The sequence below is a fragment of the Amycolatopsis dongchuanensis genome, assembly GCF_039542405.1.
GTDB classification, from domain to species: Bacteria; Actinomycetota; Actinomycetes; order Mycobacteriales; family Pseudonocardiaceae; genus Amycolatopsis_E; species Amycolatopsis_E sacchari.
The window spans coordinates 50,018-72,751 of sequence record NZ_BAABIB010000088.1 but is presented as its reverse complement, the minus strand read 5'-3'; the positions used below and the strand labels follow the sequence as shown (position 1 = coordinate 72,751).

The 22,734-nt window shown below is 73.1% G+C and carries 12 protein-coding genes; 6 read left to right on the top strand and 6 right to left on the bottom strand.

Going from position 1 to position 22,734, the window contains the following annotated elements:
• Positions 1–7 precede the first annotated feature (7 nt).
• Positions 8–1,183, top strand: a complete 1,176-nt coding sequence (locus tag ABFX51_RS23475; RefSeq protein WP_346054937.1) for a zinc-dependent alcohol dehydrogenase — start codon at positions 8–10, stop codon at positions 1,181–1,183.
• Between the two features lie 21 nt (positions 1,184–1,204).
• Here the strand turns inward: ABFX51_RS23475 and ABFX51_RS23470 are convergent, their stop codons facing one another.
• The 3 genes from ABFX51_RS23470 to ABFX51_RS23460 are packed head-to-tail and all read right to left on the bottom strand — an operon-like array spanning position 1,205 to position 3,954.
• On the bottom strand, positions 1,205–2,215 hold the full coding sequence (locus ABFX51_RS23470; protein WP_346054936.1) for an LLM class flavin-dependent oxidoreductase: 1,011 nt from the start codon (positions 2,213–2,215) through the stop codon (positions 1,205–1,207).
• Between the two features lie 37 nt (positions 2,216–2,252).
• Complete coding sequence (locus ABFX51_RS23465) at positions 2,253–2,867, bottom strand: FMN reductase (RefSeq protein WP_346054935.1); 615 nt, start codon at positions 2,865–2,867, stop codon at positions 2,253–2,255.
• Complete coding sequence (locus ABFX51_RS23460; protein WP_091503724.1) at positions 2,860–3,954, bottom strand: LLM class flavin-dependent oxidoreductase; 1,095 nt, start codon at positions 3,952–3,954, stop codon at positions 2,860–2,862. The genes ABFX51_RS23465 and ABFX51_RS23460 overlap by 8 nt, the downstream gene beginning before the upstream one ends.
• A 1,279-nt stretch (positions 3,955–5,233) precedes the next feature.
• Between ABFX51_RS23460 and ABFX51_RS23455 the strand changes: the two genes are divergently transcribed.
• The 5 genes from ABFX51_RS23455 to ABFX51_RS23435 all read left to right on the top strand — a co-directional run bounded on the left by ABFX51_RS23455 (position 5,234) and on the right by ABFX51_RS23435 (position 9,259).
• Positions 5,234–6,223 carry an alpha/beta hydrolase gene (locus tag ABFX51_RS23455; protein WP_346054934.1) on the top strand — a complete coding sequence of 330 codons (990 nt, stop codon included), beginning with the start codon at positions 5,234–5,236 and terminating at the stop codon, positions 6,221–6,223.
• 21 nt (positions 6,224–6,244) lie between these two features.
• Entirely contained in the window at positions 6,245–7,183 is a 939-nt protein-coding gene (locus tag ABFX51_RS23450; RefSeq protein ID WP_346054933.1) for a helix-turn-helix domain-containing protein, read from the top strand.
• A 74-nt stretch (positions 7,184–7,257) separates the two neighbouring features.
• On the top strand, positions 7,258–7,551 hold the full coding sequence (locus ABFX51_RS23445) for an ArsR/SmtB family transcription factor (RefSeq protein ID WP_091503729.1): 294 nt from the start codon (positions 7,258–7,260) through the stop codon (positions 7,549–7,551).
• Positions 7,552–7,573: 22 nt separating this feature from the next.
• A complete protein-coding gene (locus tag ABFX51_RS23440; protein WP_091503730.1) occupies positions 7,574–8,578 on the top strand; it encodes an LLM class flavin-dependent oxidoreductase in 1,005 nt (334 codons plus the stop codon).
• Between the two features lie 270 nt (positions 8,579–8,848).
• Complete coding sequence (locus ABFX51_RS23435; RefSeq protein WP_346054932.1) at positions 8,849–9,259, top strand: STAS domain-containing protein; 411 nt, start codon at positions 8,849–8,851, stop codon at positions 9,257–9,259.
• A gap of 16 nt (positions 9,260–9,275) precedes the next feature.
• On the opposite strand, the gene ABFX51_RS23430 is transcribed toward ABFX51_RS23435, so the two are convergent.
• The 3 genes from ABFX51_RS23430 to ABFX51_RS23420 are packed head-to-tail and all read right to left on the bottom strand — an operon-like array spanning position 9,276 to position 22,629.
• Positions 9,276–10,148, bottom strand: a complete 873-nt coding sequence (locus ABFX51_RS23430; protein ID WP_346054931.1) for a TauD/TfdA dioxygenase family protein — start codon at positions 10,146–10,148, stop codon at positions 9,276–9,278.
• 14 nt (positions 10,149–10,162) lie between these two features.
• Positions 10,163–18,838 carry an amino acid adenylation domain-containing protein gene (locus ABFX51_RS23425; RefSeq protein WP_346054930.1) on the bottom strand — a complete coding sequence of 2,892 codons (8,676 nt, stop codon included), beginning with the start codon at positions 18,836–18,838 and terminating at the stop codon, positions 10,163–10,165.
• Positions 18,838–22,629: a non-ribosomal peptide synthetase gene (locus tag ABFX51_RS23420; protein WP_346054929.1), complete on the bottom strand. Its 3,792-nt coding sequence runs from the start codon at positions 22,627–22,629 to the stop codon at positions 18,838–18,840. The genes ABFX51_RS23425 and ABFX51_RS23420 overlap by 1 nt, the downstream gene beginning before the upstream one ends.
• Positions 22,630–22,734 lie beyond the last annotated feature (105 nt).

Genomic DNA, 22,734 nt, shown 5'->3' with positions numbered 1-22,734 from the left:
GAAAACCATGCGAGCCAACACCTGGCAGGGCAAGACCAAGCTGAAGGTCCAGGAGGTGCCGGACCCGCGGATCCTCAACGCCCGCGACGCGATCGTGCGGGTCACCTCGACCGCGGTCTGCGGCTCGGACCTGCACCTGTACAACGGGTTCATCCCGACGATGCGCAAGGGGGACATCCTCGGCCACGAGTTCATGGGCGAGGTCGTCGAAGTGGGGCGCTCGGTGACGACGCTGCGCCCCGGCGACCGCGTCGTCGTGCCGTTCCCCATCGCCTGCGGGCACTGCCGCGCGTGCGAGCGCGGGCTGACGTCGGTGTGCGAGAACTCCAACCCGAACGCCGCCGTCGCCGAGAAGCTGATGGGCCACTCGCCGTGCGGCATCTTCGGTTACTCGCACATGCTCGGCGGCTACGCGGGCGGTCAGGCCGAGTACGTGCGCGTGCCCTTCGCCGACTTCGGGCCGTTGAAGATCGAGGACGGGATCCCCGACGAGCAGGTCCTGTTCCTCTCCGACATCCTGCCCACTGGCTACATGGGCGCCGAGATGTGCGACATCAGCCCCGGCGACGTGGTCGCGGTGTGGGGCGCGGGCCCGGTCGGCCAGTTCGCGATCGCCAGCGCGAAACTGCTCGGCGCCGAGCGGATCATCGCGATTGACCGGTTCGACTACCGGCTGCGGATGGCCCAGGAGAAGGCGGGGGCGACCGACGTCGTCAACTACGAGGACCAGCCGGTGCTCGAAACCCTCGACGAGCTGACGGCGGGACGCGGCCCGGACGCCTGCATCGACTCCGTGGGCCTGGAGGCGCACGTCGACGTCACGCCCCTGCACGCGTACGACCGCGCGAAGCAGACGGTCAAGGCCGAGACCGACCGCCCGCACGCGCTGCGCGAGGCGGTCATGGCGTGCGCGGCGGGCGGGGTCGTGTCGGTCATCGGGGTCTACGGCGGGTTCGTGGACAAGTTCCCGATGGGCGCGTTCATGAACAAGTCACTGCGCATGCGCACCGGCCAGGCCCACGTGCACCGCTACCTCAAGCCGCTGCTCGACCACATCAAGGCGGGGACGATCGACCCGAGCTTCGTCATCACCCACCGCATGAAGCTCGACGACGCCCCCAAGGCGTTCAAGATCTTCCGCGACAAGAAGGACGACTGCGAGAAGGTCGTGCTCACCCCGTGACGGCCGGGTTCCGGGCGCGGGTCAGCGCCAGCCCGCGCCCGGGGCCACGTCACGCAGGATCGACTCCAGCAGGTGCACGTTGTAGTCCACGCCCAGCTGGTTCGGCAGCGTCACGAGCACCGTGTCCGCCGCCCGCACCGCCGCGTCCTCCGCGAGCTGCTTGGCCAGCACGTCCGGTTCGCCCGCGTAGGACTTGCCGAACCGGGCGAGCCCGCCGTCGAGCCAGCCGACCTGGTCCTCGCTGTCGCGTTCGCGGCCGAAGTAGTAGCGGTCGGTGTCCGTGGTGATCGGGATGACGCTGCGGCTGACCGAAACCCGGGGTTCGCGGCCCCAGTCGTGCTTCGCCCACTCCTCGCGGAACAACGCGATCTGCTCGGCCTGCAGCTCGTCGAACGGCACGCCGGTGTCCTCGGTCAGCAGCGTCGAGCTCATCAGGTTCATGCCCTGCTCGGCGGTCCACCGCGCGGTCGCGCGCGTGCCGCTGCCCCACCAGATGCGCTCGGGGAGGGTCTCCGACCGCGGTTCGATCACCAGCCGACCACGGCGCCCGCCGGTCATCCGCGGGTCGGCCTCGGCCACCCCGGCCCCGGCGATGGCCAGCCGGAAGATCCGGGCGTGCTCCCGCGCCATGTCGGCGTCCGTCTCGCCCTCGCCGGGCACGTAACCGAACGCCGACGCGCCGTTGAGCGCCGGCTCGGGGGAGCCGCGGCTGATGCCGAGCTGCAGCCTGCCGCCGCTGATCAGGTCGGCCGCCGCGGCCTCCTCGGCCATGTAGAGCGGGTTCTCGTACCGCATGTCGATCACGCCGGTGCCCAGCTCGATGCGCGACGTGCGGGCCGCCATCGCCGACAGCAGCGGGAAGGGACTGGCGAACTGCGGCGCGAAGTGGTGCACGCGCAGGTACGCGCCGTCCACGCCCAGCTCCTCGGCCGCGACGGCCAGCTCGACCATCTGGGTGAGCGCGTCGGCCGCGGTGGGCGTGGCCGTGCCCGGCCCGTAGTGCCCGAACGACAGGAACCCGATCTTCTTCACAGCAGCTACAACTCCTCCGGTGTCACGGAATTCCCGCTCACAGGTCCCGCATCATGTCGGCGAAGCTCGGCACCGCGCCATACGGGTCCGCCGGGGCCTCGGTCACGCCACCGGCGATCCTCTGCGCAAGCTCGCGGCCCGCGCGCTCGATGCGCTTGGGCAGCGGGTTGACGCTGTCGGCCTCGCCGGCCCAGTCGTCGGTCGCGGCGAAGACGCCGGTGGGCACGGTGTCCGTGCGGAGGTAGGTGAACAGGGGCCGCAGGGCGTACTCCAGCGCGAGCGAGTGCCGCGCCGTGCCGCCCGTCGCGCCGAGCAGCACCGGCTTGCCCACCAGGGAGTCCTTGTCGAGGATGTCCACAAAGGACTTGAACAGGCCCGTGTAGGACGTGGTGAAGATCGGCGTCACCGCGATCAGGCCGCTCGCGCCGGTCACCTTCTCCAGCACCCCGGACACCCCGCCCGAGGGGAAGCCGGTGAGCATGGTGTTGACGACGTCGTGCGCGATGTCGCGCAGCTCGACCGTCTCCACGCTCGCCGTCTTCCCCGGCGGCAGGGCGTCCACGGTCGCCTGGGTGAGCCGGTCGGCCAGCAGCCGCGTGGACGACGGCTGGCCCAGCCCGGCGGAGACGGCCACGATCGTGAAGTCACTCATTGTCGGCCTTCTTCCTGGCCTCGGCGACGCGCTCGGCGTGGCTCGGCGGGTTCGCCGGCACGTGCGCGGGGCGCTTGGCCTCCATCTCCTTGCGCAGCACCGGGACGACCTCCTCGGCGAGCAGGTCGATCTGCTCCAGCACGGTCTTGAGCGGCAGGCCGGCGTGGTCGATCAGGAACAGCTGCCGCTGGTAGTCGCCGACGTGCTCGCGCATCTCCGCGTACCGCTCGATGACCTGCTGGGGGCTGCCGACGGTCAGCGGCGTGGCGGCGGTGAACTCCTCCATCGACGGGCCGTGCCCGTACACCGGGGCGTTGTCGAAGTACGGCCGGAACTCGTTCCACGCGTCCTGCGAGTTCTTGCGCATGAACACCTGGCCGCCGAGCCCGACGATCGCCTGGTCGGCCTTGCCGTGCCCGTAGTGCTCGTAGCGCTGGCGGTAGAAGTTCACCATCTGCTTGGTGTGCGACATCGGCCAGAAGATGTTGTTGTGCAGGAAGCCGTCGCCGTAGTAGGCGGCCTGCTCGGCGATCTCCGGGCTGCGGATGGAGCCGTGCCACACGAACGGGGGCACGCCGTCGAGCGGGCGCGGGGTCGCGGTGAAGCCGTGCAGGGGAGTGCGGAACTTGCCCTCCCAGTCCACGACGTCCTCCTCCCAGAGGCGGCGCAGGAGCGCGTAGTTCTCCAGCGCCAGCGGGATGCCCTGGCGGATGTCCTTGCCGAACCACGGGTACACCGGGCCGGTGTTGCCGCGGCCCATCATCAGGTCCATCCGGCCGTTCGAGATGACCTGCAGCATGGCGTAGTCCTCGGCGATCTTCACCGGGTCGTTGGTGGTGATCAGCGTCGTCGAGGTGGACAGGACGATGTTCTTCGTGGTGCCGGCCAGGTAGCCCAGCAGCGTGGTGGGCGAGGAGGCCACGAACGGCGGGTTGTGGTGCTCGCCGGTGGCGAAGACGTCCAGGCCGGCCTCGTCGGCGTGCTGCGCGATCTTCAGCATCGAGCGCACGCGCTGGGTGTCGTCGGGCGTCTCGCCGGTCGTGGGATCGGTCGTCACGTCGCTGACGGTGAAAACTCCGAACTGCATCGGGTGCCTCCTCCTCGGGGGTTCTGCCCGAGTAAACGTCTCGCGCGGAAGAATATTTCCCGCGAGAAGAATCGGTGGTCGCGGGGGTGCTCGCCGTGGGTGCGGGGACTGGGTCGGCGGTTGGGAGGCCGGATGCCGAAGCCGGTGTTGGGTGTGAGCGTCGAGCGGGATCGGGCGCGCGACGGCGCTCGAGTTCGCGGCGCGGGGTGCGCGGGTCGTGTGCGCGGCCCGGGGCTGCCCGCGCTGGAGACGCTGGTGGGGGACGTCCGGGGGTGGGTGGGCAGGCCGTCGCGGTGCCCGCCGACGTGACCGATCCGGTCGCGATGCGAGCCCTCGCGGACGCGGCGGAGCGGGAGTGCGGGCGGATCGACATCTGGGTCAACGGCACCGGGGTGGCCGCGTGGGGTGAGGTGGAGCGGATCACGGAGGAGTTCGGGCGGGTGCTACCGGTGGTGAGGCCGCGGCCGGTCGTTGGTGGCCGCCGGGGCGGCGGTCGGTCGTGGGTGGCGGCGGTGGGCAGTGGGGCCGCGGCCAGTCGTGGTGGCGTCGGTGAGGTGAGGTTGCGGCCCGTAGTTGGCGGCCGCCGGGATGGCGGCACCGTCGGCGCTGCGGGCGATGGCGCCCCGCCGCCTCCGGTGGGTGGTGCGAGTGGCTCCGGTGCTCCGCCGCTCGGGGCGGCTCGCGGGTGCTCTCGGAGACGGCTCGGCTGGTGATGTCAGGGCTCGCCGGGCGGTCGTCCTCGCCCGGCCGCGTCTCACCGACACCTCCCGTCACCTGACTCAGCGCCCGCTGTCCGCCCCGCGGTGACCCTCGCTCGGCCACCTCGCCCTTGCCCATTCCCGGCCCCCCGCCTGGCCACCCCGACCCCGCTGCCTGGCTCCGCCTCCCTCCACCCCGGCCCGCGCCCCACCCGCCACCCCGGCCTATAGCCGCCCGGCCGCCCGGACAACGGCCTCGCGCCATCCCGGCCCGCCCGGCCGCCACCCGGCCTGGCCACCCGGACTACAGCCGCCCCGGCCCGCCCATCCGCCACCCCGGCCTGGCTCCCCGGCCCGCCCATCCGTCACCCCGGCCTGGCTCCCCGGCCCGCCCATCCGTCACCCCGGCCTGGCCACCCGGACTACAGCCACCCCGGCCTGCAGCAGCCCGCCCACCCCGGCCACCCCCACCCGACACCCCGCCACCCGGCGGGCAGGTTCCGCCGCCTGGCGCTGGGCGTTCCCCCGAGAATGGCCGTACCGGCCACCGCGGGGTGGCCCCGCAGCACTGGGAGAGCCCGATGACGAGCACCGTGGACGCACGCCCCCCGGTTCCCTTCGACCCCGAGCTGGCCGCCGCACTGGCCGCCCTGCAGCAGCGCCGGGGACCGCTGGTCTTCACCGCCGAGACGTTGCCCGCGCTCCGGGCGAGCCGGGGCGAGGAGGAGCTCAGCCTGGCCGAGCTCACCCACGACGGCGCGTTCACCGTCGAGGAACGGGCCGTGCCCGGGCCGGCCGGGGCGCCGGACATCACGCTGCTCATCTGCCGTCCCACGGCCGTGGCCCAGACCACCGGTGTGCTCTACGTGATCCACGGCGGCGGCATGGTCATCGGCAGTCACCGCGGCCGCGAGGTCGGTGAGATGCTGGGGCTGGCGGAGGAACTGGGGCTCGGCGTCGTGTCCGTCGAGTACCGCCTCGCACCCGAAAACCCTTTCCCCGCCGGGCTGGAAGACTGCTACGCCGGTCTCGTGTGGACGGTCGAGCACGCCGGGGAACTGGGCTTCGAACCGAACCGGATCGTCGTTGCCGGGGCGAGCGCGGGCGGTGGGCTGGCGGCGGCCACCGCGCTGCTGGCCCGTGACCGCGGCGGCCCCGCCCTGCTCGGGCAGCTGCTGCTGTGCCCGATGCTCGACGACCGCAACGACACCTACTCCGCCCACCAGATGACGGGCCTCGGCGTGTGGGACCGGGAGGCGAACGCGTTCGGCTGGACCGCGCTGCTCGGCGACGCCCGTGGCGGCCCGGACGTCTCGCCCTACGCCGCACCCGCCAGGGCGACGGACCTGTCCGGGCTGCCTCCCGCCTTCATCGACGTCGGTTCGGCCGAGACGTTCCGCGACGAGGACATCGAGTACGCCAACCGGATCTGGCGCGCGGGCGGGCAGGCCGAGCTGCACGTGTGGCCCGGCGGCTTCCACGGGTTCGACCTGCTCGCACCGGAGGCCACCGTGTCGCGCACCGCCCGCGAGCAGCGCCTGCCGTGGCTGCGAAGGGTGTTCGCCCGCTGAGCGAGGGGGCACGATGGGGGGATGAGGGATCTGCTGGGCAGGCTGGCGGCGCTCGATCCCGACGCGGGCGCCGCCGTCGAGGTGATCGCCTACTTCGACCAGCTCGCCGAATCTCGTGCGGGTCTGGAGTCGGTCGTGCGGGGCGCCGCCGTGCTCGCGGGCGTGCCCGCCGGGTTCTCCGACGGCGGCGCGATCCGGATCCGGGTCACACCCGACGGCGTTCCCCAGCGGCCGTCCCCGCCGGAACCAGGCTGGCCCAGCGTCCCGGCCGGGACGGGCACGCTCTGGCTGGAGCGGTCCGGCCCGCCCGGCCCGATCGACGCGATGATCCTGGAGCGGGCCGCGAAGGCCGCCCGCGGGGCGACCGCTCCCGCGCTGGTCACGGTCCTCGTCGACGCGTCCGCAAGCGAGGACGCCCGGCTGCGCGCGGCCCGAGGACTGGGCCTCGACGGCACGCTCCGCGCGCTCGCGCTGGCCTCCGGCGTCCCGGTCGTGCAGCGGGTCACCGATCCGCTCCCGGCAGGCCGGGTCGGCGTCGGCCCCTCCGGTGCCGTGCTCGCCCTGCCCGGCTCCTGGGCAGCGGCCCGCGTGGCGCTGCGCTTCACCGCCGAGGGCACCGAGCAGGACCCGGGCCCGCGTGTGGTGCACGCCGCCGAGCTGGGCGGCCTCGCGGTGCTCGCCGGTGCGGTCGGCCCGGACACCGAACCCGTGCCCGACGTCCGCGCCCTGGAACGCGCCGCGTCCGAGGGTCCGTGGGTCCTCACCACACTCGTCACGGTCGCCGACAGCACGAGCCTGCGGGCCGCCGCGGCAGAACTCGTCGTCCACCACTCGACGCTGCAGGACCGCCTGGACCGGGTGGAGCACGTGCTGGGCTGGTCCGTCCGCGAACCACGGGGGCGGCTGCGCCTGCAGCTCGCGCTGGCCCTGCGGCGGCTGCACCGGACCCCGCCGCGGTGAGCGGGGTCATGGTGCGCTGGCACGGCGACCCGGAGTAATTTCGTTAATGAGCGAAATACCGAAGGAAGGCGCGCGTGCTCGACGAGTGCAAGGCACTGGCCAACGAGACCCGGTTGCGCGTCCTGGAGTGGCTCAAGGACCCGCAGGCGAACTTCCCCGCCTGCCAGGGCGAGACGGCCGAGCTCGGGGTGTGCGTCGGGCTGATCCAGCAGAAGGCGGGCACCTCGGCGTCGACGATCTCGGCGCACCTGGCGATCCTGCACCGGGCCGGGTTCCTGCGGGCGACCCGGCGCGGGCAGTGGACGTACTACCGGCGGGACGACGAGCGCATCCGGGCCTTCACCGAACGACTTCACCGCGTCCTGTAGGCGCACGAAAGGCAGCCGCACCATGCCCACCGCACTGTCCGTACTCGACCTCGCCCCCATCGCGCCCGGCCAGACCGCGCGCGACAGCTTCGCGGCCAGCGTCGCGCTCGCCCAGGCGGCGGAGCGCAGCGGCTACACGCGGGTCTGGTACGCCGAGCACCACAACATGGCCTCGATCGCGTCGTCGGCGACGAGCGTGCTGATCGGGCACATCGCCGAGCACACCGAGACCATCCGGCTCGGCGCGGGCGGCATCATGCTGCCGAACCACTCGCCGCTGGTGATCGCCGAGCAGTTCGGCACGCTCGAGTCGCTGTTCCCCGGGCGCATCGACCTGGGCCTCGGCCGCGCGCCCGGCAGCGACCAGAACACGATGCTGGCGCTGCGGCGTGACCCGATGTCGGCCGACTCGTTCCCGCAGGACGTGCTGGAGCTGCAGGGTTTCCTCGCCGGGCGCTCGCGCGTGACGGGCGTGCAGGCGGTGCCGCGGGGTGAGGGCGTCGTGCCGCTGTACATCCTGGGCTCGTCGCTGTTCGGCGCCCAGCTCGCCGCGCAGCTCGGCCTGCCCTACGCCTTCGCGTCGCACTTCGCGCCGGACGCGCTGCACCAGGCCGTCGCCCTGTACCGCGAGAACTTCCGGCCGTCGGACCAGCTCGCCGAGCCGTACGTGATCGCCGGCGTCAACGTGTTCACCGCGGAGGACTCCGAGGAGGCGGCGGAGCAGGCGAAGGTCGCCTACCGCAACCGGACCCGGAACTTCATCTCGCGCGGTCCCGGCGGGGCCACCCTCACCGACGCCGAGGTCGACGCGTTCCTCGCCTCGCCGGGCGGGCGCCAGCTCGCGTCGATGACGAAGTACACCGCGAAGGGTACGCCCGACGAGGTGCGCGCGTACCTGGAGAAGTTCGCCTCGGACGCCCAAGCCGACGAGCTGATCACCGTCCACCAGGCGATCGGCATCGAGGACCGGATCCGGTCGGTCGAGCTGACCGCCGCCGCGATGGCGCTGGAGCCCGCCCGCGGCTGAGCCCGTCCTCTGTGGACCGGTCACCGAGTGGAGGGGCCGTTCCCGGAATTCGCTCGGTGGTGGCATTGGCTCCGGTACCCGGAAGTGCCAGGCTGGACGGGTGCCGGCGCGGCCGGCACCGAAGCTAGAGCCGAAAGCAGACGTCGCGGACCGCCGGGCAGGCTTCGCGGCAGGATCCGGGGCCGGGGTGCCACCACACCCTGCCCAGGCCTCCGGCCCCGGATCCCTGGATCCGCGAGACCCTGGATCCGCAAGGACAGGAGGCGCATCGTGCTCGAACGGCGTGGGGAGTCCGGGCCCCGGTTGCGCGTGCGGACGGGCCGTCCGGTGCCCGCGGTGGTCGTCGTCCACGTGGACGGCGAGATCGACGCGATGACGAGCCCCGAACTGGAAGCCGTGGTGCGGGAAGCGGCCGCCACGCTGCCCGAGGTGCTGGTGCTCGACGTCCACGACGTCCGGTTCTGCGGCGCGAGCGGGGTCGGCGTGCTGCTGCGGGCGCGGGACCTCGTGGCCGCCGCGGGCGGCACGCTGCGGCTCGCCGGTGCCCCGGCCGCGGTCCGCCGCCCGCTGGAGGTGCTGGGCCTGGCCGGGGAGTTCGAGACGTGCACGCGCGCGGTCGTGACGCTGCCCGCTCCGCGCCGCCCGGTCGAGTACGACGTGTGGGACGCCGGTTTCCGGTGACGTCCGATGTGGACGGTCAGGCCTTCGGCGGCCCGCCGTTGATCGCGACCCGCTTGCCGTAGCGGGTGAACGGGTAGTAGTCGTAGGTGGCGTGGTGCTGCACGCACCGGTTGTCCCAGAACACCAGCGTGCCGGGCTGCCAGCGGACGCGGCAGGTGAGCAGCGGCCGCCCGGGCACCAGCGCGAACAGGAAGTCGAGCAGCGCGCGGCTCTCCTCGGCCGACAGCTGGGGGATGTGCGTGGTGTAGGCCGGGTTGACGTAGAGCAGCTTGCGGTCGGTCTCGGGGTGCCGCACCACCACGGGGTGTTCGTTGACGGGCATGTCGTAGCCCGGCGGCGGGGTGTGGCCGCGCCACGCGAGGCTGTTGTCGTGCACCGCCGTCAGACCGTCGAGAAAGCGCTTCATGGCGGGGGAGAGCATGTCGTAGGCGAGGTGCATGTTCGCGAACAGCGTGTCGCCGCCGCTGCCGCCCTCGGGCACCTGCGTGATGTGCAGCATCGAGCCGAGTGAGGGCTCCGCGTCGGCGGAACCGTCGGTGTGCCAGCCGTTCCCGGCGACGTTCGCGGCCTCCGGGCTGGTGCTGATCTCCAGCACGTACGGGTCGCCCTCCTCGGGCGGCGGGTTCACCGGCCGCAGCTCGCCGAAGTGCCCGGCGAGGCGCTTGTGGTCGTCCTCGGAGATCCGCTGGTCGCGGAACACCAGCACGTGGTGGTCGAGGAAGGCCTGCTTGACCTCGGCGAGCTGCTCCTCGCTCAGTTCACGGGACAGGGCGAGGCCCGACACCTCGGCGCCCAGCACCGCCGTGAGGGTGGTGACCCCGATCGTGCGGTACTCCGGACGCGGCCTCGTCGTGATCCGCGCGACGGCGTCCAGTTCGTACTGTTCCATGGGTTTCCTTCCCTTCACGGCTCGCCGAGGGGCGCGGCGAGCGTCCGGACGTGGGGCGGTTCGAGCAGCTCGTAGTGCGTCGTGTCCAGGTGGTGCCACTCGCACCCGCCGGTCAGCAGGTCCTGCCACGGCTCCGGCCGCTGGGGGACGGCGGGCAGCCCGTCGGTCGGCCGGGTGGCGAACCAGAGGCGCGAGGGCGTCGCGGCCAGGCGTGGCAACCGGTGCGTGGCCATGCTGGCGAGGTTGGCGCGGCAGCAGCGGGCGAGGCGTTCGGCGTAGGCCTGCGCAGGGGCCTCGGCGCTGCCCAGTTCGAGGGCGAACACCCTCGCCAGTTCGGTTTCGTCGTACTGGCCCAGTGTGTGCCCGGCATCGGGCGCGGGCGGGTCGAACAGGTGCAGCGCGGCGACGGGCCGTCCGGCGGCTTCGGCCTCGGCCGCCATGCCGAGCGCGACCCACGAGCCGAACGACCAGCCGCCCAGCTGCCACCGCCATTCGTCGTCGGGGAAACGGGACTGCAGCGCGGCGTGGTAGCGGCGGGCCCGTTCGGCGAGCGGCCACTCCGGCGGCACGGGCGCGCGCAGGGCGGGGTCGGCGATCAGGCACACGGTGAGCCGCGGGTCCAGGGCCGCCACCAGCGGGCGGTAGGCCTGGATGTCCCCGCCGACCGGGTGGACGAGGCACAGCACGTCCCGGCCGGTCCCGTGTTGCCACACCTCGACCCGCACGTCCTCGGTGCCGGCGGCCCCGGCCGCGGCTTCGGAGATCCGGGCGAGGAGACCGGTGAGCGTCACCTCGGGGCCCAGCCAGGACAGGTCCAGGTCGACGCCGAAGTGCCGCTTCACGGTTTCGACGAGGTCGAGCATGGTCAGCGAGTCGGCTCCGAGGTCGGTCAGGGGCACCTCGGGATCCAGTTCGTCGACGCCCAGGGCCGAACGGAGTTCACGGGCCAGCACGTCGCCGGTGGCCTCGGCGGGCTCGACGGCGGGGGCGTCCGTGGCGGGGGAGTAGAACGCCCGCGCCGCGTCGAGGTCCACAGTGGACACCAGGACGTGGGGCACCCGCGCGGACAGCGCACGGGCGAACATCCGCTGCCCCTCCTCGACGGTCAGCCCGACGGCGAGGTGCGCCTGGTGTCGCCGGTCGCCCGCCAGCGCGTCCACGGCCATGCCGGTTTCGCGCCACACGTCCCACGCGACGCTCAACCGCTCCGTCGGCTCCTCGGGCCGGTGCTGCGCGAACGCGTCGAGCACGCCGTTGGCCGCCGCGTAGTCCAGCTGCCCGAGCCCGCCGAACCGGGCCGCCATGGAGGAGCAGTAGACGGCGAGCGCGGGCCGGTAGCGCTCGATGAGCTCCTCCACCACGAGCGCGCCCCGCAGCTTCGCCGCCGTGCCCTGGTGCGCGGTGGCGGGATCGCGGTGGCTGAGCAGGCCGCCCGCCGCCGTCCCGGCCGCGTGCACGACGGTGTCGAGCCGAGGGCCGATCAGCGTGGCGAGGTCCGGCCCGGTGGCGAGATCCGCGGTGAGCAGGCCGATCCGGTCGGCCCACTGCTCCAGTTCCTCGGGCAGCTGCGGGTGCCGGGCCAGCAGCAGCACACGGCCGGGGGTGTGGGTGAGTAGCCACCCGGCGATCGCGCTGCCGATCCCGCCTGTGCCGCCGAGGACGAGGTGTACGGCGGCCGGATCGAGGGACACCGGCATCGCGTCCGAAGTGGACAGTTGTGTCGTCGTTTCGGTCCACCAGTACCCCTGCCGCAGCGCGGCCCGTTCCGGCGGCGGGGTGCCGGTGACCAGGCCCGCGATCGCGGGTGCCCAGCGCCCGAGTTCCCGGTCCGGCAGGTCGAGCCAGTGCCCCGGTACGCGCGTCTCCTGCGGGCCGACCGCGGCGATCCCGGCGAGCAGCCCCGGCCAGGGGTTCCGGACTTCGCCGTCCGCGGGTAGCGCTCCCCAGGACAGCCACCACGTGCGCATCCCTCCCGCGACCGGTTTGCCGGCGGCCGCGCGCAGGAGCGCGGCCGGGGTGTCGAGGCAGGCCCAGCGGGCGTCCCCGTCGAGGGGCAGTGCGTGCAGCCAGTCCAGCCCTTCGGCGTCGCCGAGGGCGTCGAGGAGATGGCCCAGCGACACGGGATCTGCCGGATCGACCTCGAAGGCGTCCGGCCCGCGCTGGACGAACCCGGAGCCGGGCGTCACGCGCACGACACGGGAGAAGTGCTGGTCGAACGCGTCCGGAGACGGGGTCGCCGTCATGAGTACGGCGGTACGAGGGCTGCGCGGCAGTGTGCTCGCCCTGCGGAGACGGGCCCAAGTCGGCTGGTGGAGCCAGTCGGATTCCGGGCGGCGCAGGGGGCCTTCGGTGGGCCGGAAGTGGTAGTCGGCGAGGTCGAAGGCCGGGGGCGGGAAGTTCCACGGCGCGGGCGCCGGGCCCTCCGGCCAGGTGATCGTGTGCCCGGCGAGCCACGCGTCCGCCAGCTCGGAGGGCGAATGGTCTGCGGCGGCGATGGTGTCTCGAGGGGTCACGAAGACCGGCTCGGCCGAGCGCAGCCATGCGGCGGCCGTTGCGGCGTCGGGACCGGCGGAGGCGAGGCGCCAGCGGTGAACGGCGCGTCCGGCCTGCACGTGCCGCAGCACCTGGGGGTAGCTGTCGGGATGGGCGTCGAGGTGGTCCGCGATGCGGGCGGCGTCCGTGCGCAGGGCCGTCTCGCTGCTGGCCGAGAGGACCAGGCAGCCCGGTGCCGACCGCGGGTCCTCCGTCGCGGGTCCCGCTTCCAGCACCACGTGGGCGTTCGTCCCGCCGATGCCGAAGCTGCTCACGGCCGCGACCCGCTCCCGGTCCGCGGGCCACGGGCGGGCCTCCGCCGGCACGAAGAACGGCTCGAAGTCCGCGCCGAACCGCGGGTTGGGCGCGCGGAAGCCGGGCGTGGGCGGCAGGACGCCGTGGTGCACGGCGAGGGTCGCCCGCACCAGGCCGACCACGCCCGCGGCGGCGCCGAGGTGCCCGAGCTGGCTTTTGACCGTGGACAACGCCGTGCGCCCCGGCTCGGTCTCGCCGAGCGCCTGCCGCAGCGCGCTCACCTCGACCGGATCGCCGAGCCGCGTGCCGGTGCCGTGCGCCTCCACGTACGCCACTTCGCCACCGCTGCGGCCACTGCGCCGTAGCGCGGTGCGGATGACCTCGCGCTGGCCCGCGACCGACGGGGCGCCGTAGCCGAGTTTCGCCGCGCCGTCGTTGTTGATCGCCGAGCCGGTGAGCACCGAGTAGACCGTGTCGCCGTCCTCGCGGGCGCGGCTGAGCGGCTTGAGCACGACGATCCCGGCGCCGCTCGCCCCGACCGTGCCGGTCGCGTCGTCGCCGAACGACCGGCAGTACCCGTCCTCGGAGAAGATGTGCTGCGGCCGGTACCGGTAGCCCTCCCACAGCGTCGGATCGACGAGGACACCGCCCGCGAGCACCACGTCCGCGTCGTCCTGCCGCAGCAGCCCGGCGGCCAGGTGCACCGCGACGAGCGAGCTGGAGCACGCGGACTGCGCGGTGAACGCCGGGCCGGTGAGGCCGAGGTGGTAGGCCGCCTTGGTGGCGAGGAAGTCCTTGTCGTGGTGCAGCGCGAGCTGGAACGGATCGGGCAGCTGCCCGGGATCGGCTTCGCGCAGCATGGTCTGGAAGTAGGTGTTCTCGCCGCAGCCCGCGACGAGCCCCACCCGGGCCGCCGACGGGTCGGCGATTCCGGCGTGGGCGAGCGCCTGCACGCAGGTGAGCAGCAGCTGGCGCTGCTGCGGGTCCATCAGCGCGGCGTCGCGTGGGCTGATGCCGAAGTGCGCGGGGTCGAAGCCCAGCGGATCGGCGAGCCTGGAGCGGGCGCCGACGAGGCCGTCGGGCGCGTCGAACTGCTCGATGCCGCTGCCGCCCGTGCGCACCAGGTCCCAGAACGCGGCCAGGTCCGGGGCGCCGGGCAGCCGTACGGCCATGCCGATCACCGCGATGGGCTCGTCCCGCGCGTCCCGCTGTGCGTGTTCGGCTTGCGGTGCGGCATCTTCGAGGAACCGGGCCAGTGCACGGATCGTGACGTGCTCGAACAGGTCCGCGACGGTGAAGTCCAGGCCGAGTTCGGCGGTGCAGCGCAGCTGGAAGCGCATCAGCGCGAGGCTGGACGCTCCGGCCGCGAAGAACGTCTCGTCCGGTTCGGCGGAGGCTCCGGTGACCTCCTCGAACACCGTGGCGAGGCGGGCTTCCAGCGCGCTGCGCGCGGTGGCCGGTGCCGCGCGGCGCAGGTCCTGTCCCGGCGCGTGCGGTGCCGCGGCCCGGTCCACCTTCCCGCTCGGTGTACGGGGCAGCTCCGGCAGGACGCGGAACCGGTCGACGCGCAGGTGGGCAGGCAGCAGCGGCGCGAGGTGGGCGCGCAGCTCGTCGGCGCTCGGGGCTTCGTCGCGGACCTGCAGGCAGGCCACGAGCTGGTCGCCGTCGCGGGCGACGACGGCGTTGACTACCGCCGGATGCCGCAGCAGCGCCGTTTCCAGCTGTCCCGGCTCGACGCGGTAACCGCTGATCTTGAGCTGGTCGTCGACCCGGCCGGCGAAGTGGAACAGCCCGTCCTCGCCGAGGTGGGCGAGGTCGCCGCTGCGGTAGTACGAGTCGGCCGTGAACCGGCGCTCGTTGAGCGCGTCGTCGCCGAGGTAACACCGGCGGACGAAAGGACCGCCGATGAGGAGCTCGCCGACCTGACCGGGCGGCAGGTTCTCGCCGTCGGCGTCCACCACCCGGAACACGGTGTTGGCGATCGGCCGCCCGATCGCGGGGCGGTCGGGCCACCGCGCCGGATCGCCGTCGAGGCACAGGCCGCTGACGACGTGCGTCTCTGTCGGGCCGTAGTGGTTGAACAGGCGCGCACCGGGCAGGCCCGCGAACCAGCGGCGGAGGGCATCGGTGCACACCAGCTGTTCCCCGGCGGTGATCACCTCGCGCAGGCGCGACGGGTACCGGCCGAGCCGGACCCCGTGCTCGGCCAGCAGCTGCAACGCGACGGAGGGCAGGAACAGCCGTTCGACGCCCGCCGATTCCAGCTGCGCCAGCAGTGCGGGCAGGTCCTGCCGCCAGCCGGGGCGCACGAGGTGCAGGCAGCCGCCGCCACACAGGGTGCCGAAGATCTCCTGGAACGACACGTCGAACGACAGCATCGAGAACTGCTGTGTCACGGCGGGCGTGCCGAGGCCACCCTCGCCGGCCTGCCACTGCAGCAGGTTGGCGAGCGTCCGGTCCCAGACCCGCACGCCCTTGGGCACACCGGTCGAGCCGGACGTGAAGAGCGTGTAGAGCGGCCGGTGGCCTTCGTGTGGCGGGAGCGGGGGTGTTCCAGCCGTGGACAGCGTGATCCGGTGGCGCCGGACGCCGGGGTCGAGCGCGTCGAACGCCGCCTCGTCCTCCTCGCGCAGCAGGACGCACAGCGGTCCGACCTGGTCGAGGACCTCCCGCAGCAGGGCGGGTGGGTACGCCGGGTCCAGCGGTACCGCGGTGAGGTTGAGCCTGGCCAGCGCCAGCAACGCCACCACGTGCTCGACCGACGGTGCGCAGAACAACGCCACGTGAGCGTGGTCGTGGTGGGGTAGCGCGGCCAGTTCCGCGGCCAGCGCGGAGGCGTAGGCGTCGAGGCGGGCGTAGGAGATCGGCTCGCCGTCGTGCACCGCGGGCGCGTCGGGCGTGGCGGCGACCTGGCGGGCGAAACCCTCGGCGATCGTGGTGTAGGCCAACGGCATCTCCGGGCCGCGCACGTCCTGGCGGTACGGGGCGGCGAGCTGCCTCGGGGTCGCGGTTCCGGCGAGCGCGTCCAGCGCGCGGGGGAACAGGTCGGCCATCGCGGCGATCTGCGCCTCGCCGAACCGGTCGTCCGCGTACTCCCACAGGCACTCGAAACCGTCGCCGCGGTCCACTACCGACATCGTCACCGGGTACTTCGCCTCGGCCGGTACCGTCCACACGGGACTGACGTCGCAGCCGGGCAGTGTCAGTGCGTCGAAATCGGTGTTCTCCAGTACGAACAGGAACTCGGGCGGGGCCGCGACGTCGAGCACGTCGGCCAGTGCGACGTCCTGCCGGTCGAGCACCGTCCGGCTCACCGCCGCCAGCTGCTCCAGCTGCGTGCGCAGGTCCTGCTCCGGATCGACGGACAGCGGCAGCAGCACGGTGTTCGCGAACATACCCACGCTGTCGCCGAACTCCCGCACGGGCCGGTTCGTGACGGGTGCGCCGACGCCCGGATCGGTCCGCCCCGTGACGGCGTAGAGGCTCCACGCGAACACCGCCAGCAGCAGCTGGAACCGGGTCAGGCCCAGCTCGGCGCACAACTCGTCCACACGCCCACGGGGGAGTGCCCGGTGCAGCAACCGGGCGGGCGGGAAGGTGCGGGACGGCGGCACGGGCTCGCGTTTCGCACCGCCGTGGAAGGCGCGGAGTTCGTCCCGCTGACGGCGGTAGCCGGACGTGGCGAACCACTGCTGCTGCCAGGGAGCGAAATCGAGGGGAGTGTGCGGCGGATCGGGCAGCGTTTCGCCGGCGTACGCGGCGGACAACTCACGCAGCAGCACGTTGACCGACCAGCCGTCGACGGCGATGTGGTGGAGGCGCAGCAGCAGGAACCCACCGTTCTCGTCGGGTAGGAAGCAGGCCGCGAACATCCGCGGCTCGGCCAGGTCGAACGGCTTCGCGAAGAAGTGCTCCGAGGAAGCGCTTTCCTCCCACGGGTCGTACGGCTCGCCCACCACCTGCCGCAGGCCCTCGGGCTTGGCGGCGAAACCGGTGCGCAGGGCGACATGCCGCCCCACGAGCGTGCGTACCGCCTGCCGAAGTGCCGGGACATCGACCTCGCCGTCGAGGCGGAACGTGAACGCCACGTCGTAGGCGCGGGAGCCCCTCTGCTGGAGCAACCACAGCCGTTGCTGCTCGCTGGTCGCGGGCGCGGACAACGCGGCCGAGGGGGCGGGCATGGCGGGGTGTTCCGGCTCGCGGGACCGGGCGGCCGCGATCGCGACAGCCAACCCGGCGAAATCCTGGTCGAGCACGGTGGACAGCGGGACGTCGCAGCCCCAGCGCCGCTGGATCGCGAACCGCAGCGCGAGCGCCTTGAGCGAGTCGCCCCCGGCGGCGACCCACCGGTCGGCGAGCCGCGGCGGTACCCCCAGCACCTCCTCGGCGAGATCGAGCACCTCGCGCTGCCAGTCCGTCGCTTCCTGCCCGCCAGCGGCCGGGCGCCAAGGCTCGCCGTCGTGGCGCAGCAGGGCGGCTTCGTCGATCTTCCCGTTGCGAGTGCGGGGAAAGGTGCCCACCACGTACACGTGGTGCGGCCGCAGGTAGCCGGGCAGCGTCGCGGACAGGTGTTCCTCGAACGCCTCGAAGGACAACGCCTCCCCGAGCACGAGGTACGCCAGCAGTTCGAGCGGACCGTCCTCGGCGGCGCGGTGGGCGACGACGTGTGCCTGCCGGATGGCCGGGTGCGCCAGCAGCCGATGCTCGATCTCGCCGGGCTCGACGCGGAAACCCCGCACCTTCACCTGCCGGTCGGTCCGTCCGATGTAGACGATCGTGCCGTCGCGTTCGGCACGCACGAGGTCGCCGGTCCGGTACAGCCGGTCGTCGCCCCGCCACGGCAGGCGCACGAACTTCGCGGCCGTCTCGTCCGGGAGGTTGCGGTACCCGGCAGCCAGGCCGTCGCCCGCGAGGTACAGCTCGGCCGTCTCCCCGGGCTCGGCGAGCCGGTCCTCACCGGGCGCGACCAAGACCGCTTCCGTGCCGGGCAGCGGGTGCCCGATCGGCACGACGTCCCCGGCGAAGTCGCGGGGGATGGCTTGGCAGACGGCGAAAGTGGTGGTCTCCGTCGGGCCGTAGATGTTGTACAGCTTGGTGGCGCTCGTGGAGTTGTGCCGGTACCAGTGCTGCATCATCCGCGCGCTGAGCTGCTCACCGCCGACGAGAACCTGCCGTGTCGTCGCGAAGCACCCCGGTACCACAGCGGCGACGGCGTTGAACAACGCGGTGGTCACGAACACGGTGTCCACGCGCTGCCGGACGAGTGCCGCCGCGAACGCCCCGGGGTCCCGTGCGGTCGCGGCGTCGAGGACCACGCACGTGCCGCCGGTGAGCAGCGGCACCCACACCTCGAAGCTCACCGCGTCGAACGCGGGGTTGGCCAGGCAGGCGTAGCGTGCGCCGTCCTTGATCTCGATGTAGCCGGGCCGGGCGAGCCGCAGGATGCCGGCCTCTCGGACCTCGACGCCCTTGGGCTGACCTGTCGTGCCCGAGGTGTAGAAGAGGAAGGACACGGCGGCGGGCGGGGCGGGTGGCTCCATGACGGGCGGGGCCGCCAGCAGTTCGTCCGCGCTGAGCGCGGGCCCGGTGTCCGACACGAGCACCACGCTGCCGGAGTCGGCGAGGATGTGCTGTCGCCGGTCGGGCGGGCTGTCGACGTCCAGCGGGACGACCCGTGCGCCGAGCCGGAGGATCCCCAGCATCGTGCAGATCAGCTGCCACGAGCGCGGCAGTGCGACGGCCACCGCCTGCCCCGGCCGGACCCCGGCGCGGAGCAGTCCATTCGCGACGGACGCGGCGGCGTTGTCGAGGGTTCGGTAGTCCAGCTCGCGGTCGCCGTCGACCACGGCGATCGCGGAGGGCGTGCGCTGGGCCCGTTCGTGCACCGCCTGGGCGATCGCCATCACACCTCCACCGCGACGGCCGCGAGCCGGGTCAGCTCGTGCGTGATCGCCCCGGCCACGACGGGCAGCCCGGCGCTTTCCAGCAGGTCCCAGTGCCCGCAGCCGACCGGCACCACCCGCAGCCCGCCGTGTGCGCGCTGCCGCCAGAACGCCTCGCCGGGCGGGGTGTCGTCGGCCGTGGCCTCCACGAACACCAGCGGGGCCGAGGTCGGTGGCGGCTCGTACGCCCCGGCGGTGCGCCGGTTGTGGTTGTAGATCCGGAAGTAGCGCTCCACCTGGTCGTCCTCGATGCCCGGGTACATGCCGTTGAAGCGGATCAGCTTGTCCCGGAACTCCGCCATCGACACCGGTTCGGCCTCCGCTCCCTCATTGGGCCGCGTGTCGAGCAGGACCACACTCACTCGCTCGTGCCCGGACGACGCGAGCCGTCGTCCCATCTCGTGCGCGACGAGACCGCCGTAGGACAGTCCACTCAGGACGATCGTTTCGTCCGGCCGTGGCCCGACGAGCCGCAGGTATTCCTCGGCCATGGCCTCGACCGTGGGAAGCGGCGTCTCACCGGGTTCGATGCCGGGTGCCTGGAGACCCAGCACACCCGCCGACGGCGGCAGCGCGGCGCTGAGGGGCAGGTAGCAGAACGCCGTCCCGCCGGCGGGGTGCACGCACACGACCCGGCTCCGCCCGTCGCCGGGCCGGAACTCGATGAGGCTGCCGGTCCCGCCGGGCGGGACTTCGCGCCGGACCCGGGCAGCGAGTGCTTCGATCGTGCGGTACAGCAGGATGTCGCGGATCGGCAGCGGCACGCCGAACTCCGCGGCCGCCGCGTGAGAGACCTTCACCGCCGAGACCGACGTCCCGCCCAGGTCGAAGAAATCGTCGGTGATGCCGAACGCCGGATGCCGCAGCACGCGGGACCAGATGCGGTGCAGGGTCAGTTCGACGTGGTCACGGGGGCTGGCGGTGTTGACCTGGGACGGCACGGCGTCGCGGGCCGCCGCCAGCAGGGCCGCGCGGTCGAGCTTCCCGTTGGGCGCCAGGGGAAGGCGGGGGAGTTCGACGAAGACCGAGGGCAGCATGTAGCCGGGCAGGTGTCCGGAAAGCGCTTCCCGCCACTGCGCGGCGCTCCACCCGGTGCCGCCCGCGACACCCGCCACCAGCCGCGCGTCACCGTCTTCGCGGTCGGCGAGCACGGCGGCCTCGCGGACGCCGGGCAGCGCCAGCAACGCGGCCTCGACCTCGCCCGGCTCGATGCGGAAACCCCGCACCTTCAGCTGGTCGTCACGGCGGCCCGCGAACTCGGCGTTGCCGTCGGACCGCCACCGGGCGAGGTCACCGGTGCGGTACACGCGCTCACCCGGCACGAACGGGTCGGGCACGAACCGTTCGGCGGTCAGGTCGGGCCTGCCCAGGTAGCCGCTCGCCAGGCACGCCCCGGCGAGGAACACCTCACCGGTGACGCCGGGCGGCACCGGTCGGAGGTGCTCATCGAGCAGGTAGAGGCGCGTGCCGGCAAGCGGCCTGCCGATCGGCGCGGGCCGCTCCACGGCATCGAAGCGGGTGCAGGAGGTCGCGTAGACCGTGGCCTCGGTGGGGCCGTAGCCGAAACAGATCTCCAGCCCCGGCAGGACTTCCCGCATGCGGGCGAGCGCGGACTCCGGAAGGGACTCCACCCCCGTCAACACGCGGCGCAACGACAGCCCGGCCAACCGCACGTGCGGGTCCTCGTCGATCCAGCGGACGAACGACGGCGGCAGGAACGCGTGCACCACGCGGGATTCCCGCATCCAGGCCAGCACCTCGGCGGGGTCGCGCCGGATCTCCTCCGGGACGAGGTGCAGTTCGGCGGCGGTGGTGAGCGGCACCAGCAACTCGTGCACCGACGCGTCGAACCCCGTGTTGGACCACGCCGAAACCGCTTCGCCCGGCGTGGTGCCGAACCGCTCCGCCCAGTCGTCGAGGAGGTTGAGCACCGCCCGGTGCGGTACCGCGACACCCTTGGGGCGGCCGGTGGACCCCGATGTGTAGATGACGTAGGCGATCCGTTCCGGGTCGTCGTCCACGGTCGGCGCGATGTCCACAGTGGACGGCGGGTCCGCCAGGTCCGCCTCGTCCAGCACGAGCGCGGCGTCGGCGGCCATCGCGGCCAGCCGGGCAGGTGGTTGCGCGGGGTCCAGCGGCAGGTACGCGGCCCCCGCCTTGAGCACCCCGAGCAGCCCCACCAGCAGCTCGGGCGACCGGGCGGCGGGCACTGCGACGACCTGACCAGGCCGCACCCCGCGGTCAAGAAGCGTGTGCGCAAGCCGGTTCGCCCGCCGGTCCAGTTCGGCGTAACTGAGCCGGGAACCGCCGCTGACGACCGCGGTCCGGTCGCCGTCCTGCCGGGCGTGGGCCTCGAAGCGGGCGACGAGTCCGCCGGGGCGGGGTTCCGGCGTGGGGCCGGTGCTCCAGGTGGCGAGCAGTTCCCGCCGTTCCGCGTCGTCGAGCAGCTGGATGTCGTCCACGGCTTCCCGCGCGACCAGCCGGGTGAGCACGCGGAGGTAGTAGCGGACGTACCGTTCGGCGGTCGCGCGGTCGAACAACGCCGTGGCGTAGTCGAGGTAGCCGACCAGCTGCTCGCCTTCTTCGGCCAGCGCGAGTGTGAGGTCGCACTTGGCGGGCGCTTCGGTCAGGTCCAGCGGCGTCACGTCGAGGCCGGGCACCTCCAGCACGCCGCGCAACGACGGGATCCAGGCGACCATCGTCTGGTACAGCGGGTTGTACGCGGGGCTGCGTGGTGGGTTGACCAGCTCCACGACACGCTCGAACGGCAGCCCGGAGTGGTCCAGACCGGCACGCACGGTCGCCCTGGTCCGCGCGAGCAGCCCGGCGGTCGTGGGGGAGCCGGACAGGTCTAGGCGCACCGCGAGGGTGTTGACGAGGTGACCCAGCAGGTTCGCCGCCCGGGCATCACGGTTGGCGGTCGGGACGCCGATCACCAGATCGTCCTGTCCGGACAGCCGGGCCAGGAGGACCGCCCAGCCCGCGAGCAGGACTGAGTACGGCGTGACGGCGGTGTCCCGCGCAAGCGCCCGCAGGCCTGCGTTGAGGTTCGCGTTGACGACCACGGGCACGCGTCCGCCGCGGTGGTCCTGTTCTGGCGGACGCGGGCGGTCGGTGGGCAGGTCCAGCACGGGAGGGGCACCGGCGAGCTGCCGGGCCCAGTAGGTGCCCTGGCGGGCCGGTTCGTCCCCGGCCAGCCACTCGTCCTGCCGGCGCGAGTGGTCGGAGTACTGCCACGTCAACGGCGGCAGCGTCTCCCCGCGGTAGCACGCGGCGAGTTCGCGCAGCAGGAGGCTCTGGGACCAGCCGTCGAACACGACGTGGTGCGCGGTCAGGACCAGCACGAATTCGTCGGGACCGAGGATGGTCAGGCAGCCACGGGCGAGCGGCCCGCTTTCGACGTCGAACGGCGCGCTGGCCGTCTCCCGCACCAGTTCTCCGGCGCGCGCCTGAGGTGTGGGGTGGCCCGTCAGGTTCACCACACGCAGCGGGAAACCGCTTCCCGGCGGCTCGATCACCTGTCGCGGCTCGCCGTCGATGGTCAGCAGACGTGTGCGCAGTACCTGGTGGCGCGCGGCGAGTGTGTCCAGTGCCGCCGCGAGTGCGCCGACGTCGAGCGGGCCGCGGAGGCGGAACGGCATCACCTCGTTGTAGGCGGCCTTCGCCGCGTCCAGCTGCGCCAGAGCCCACAACCGCCGCTGCGCCGGGGACAGCGGGGCGGTTTCCTGGGCGGGGACAGGGCTGTGGGACATGCGCGTGAACCGTCCTTCCGGCACCTTCTCGGACCGCCGGAACGTCGTCGGTTCGGCCGCGGTTCGCCGGATGCCTTCGCGTTCGGTGAGAGTTCAACCGGCTGA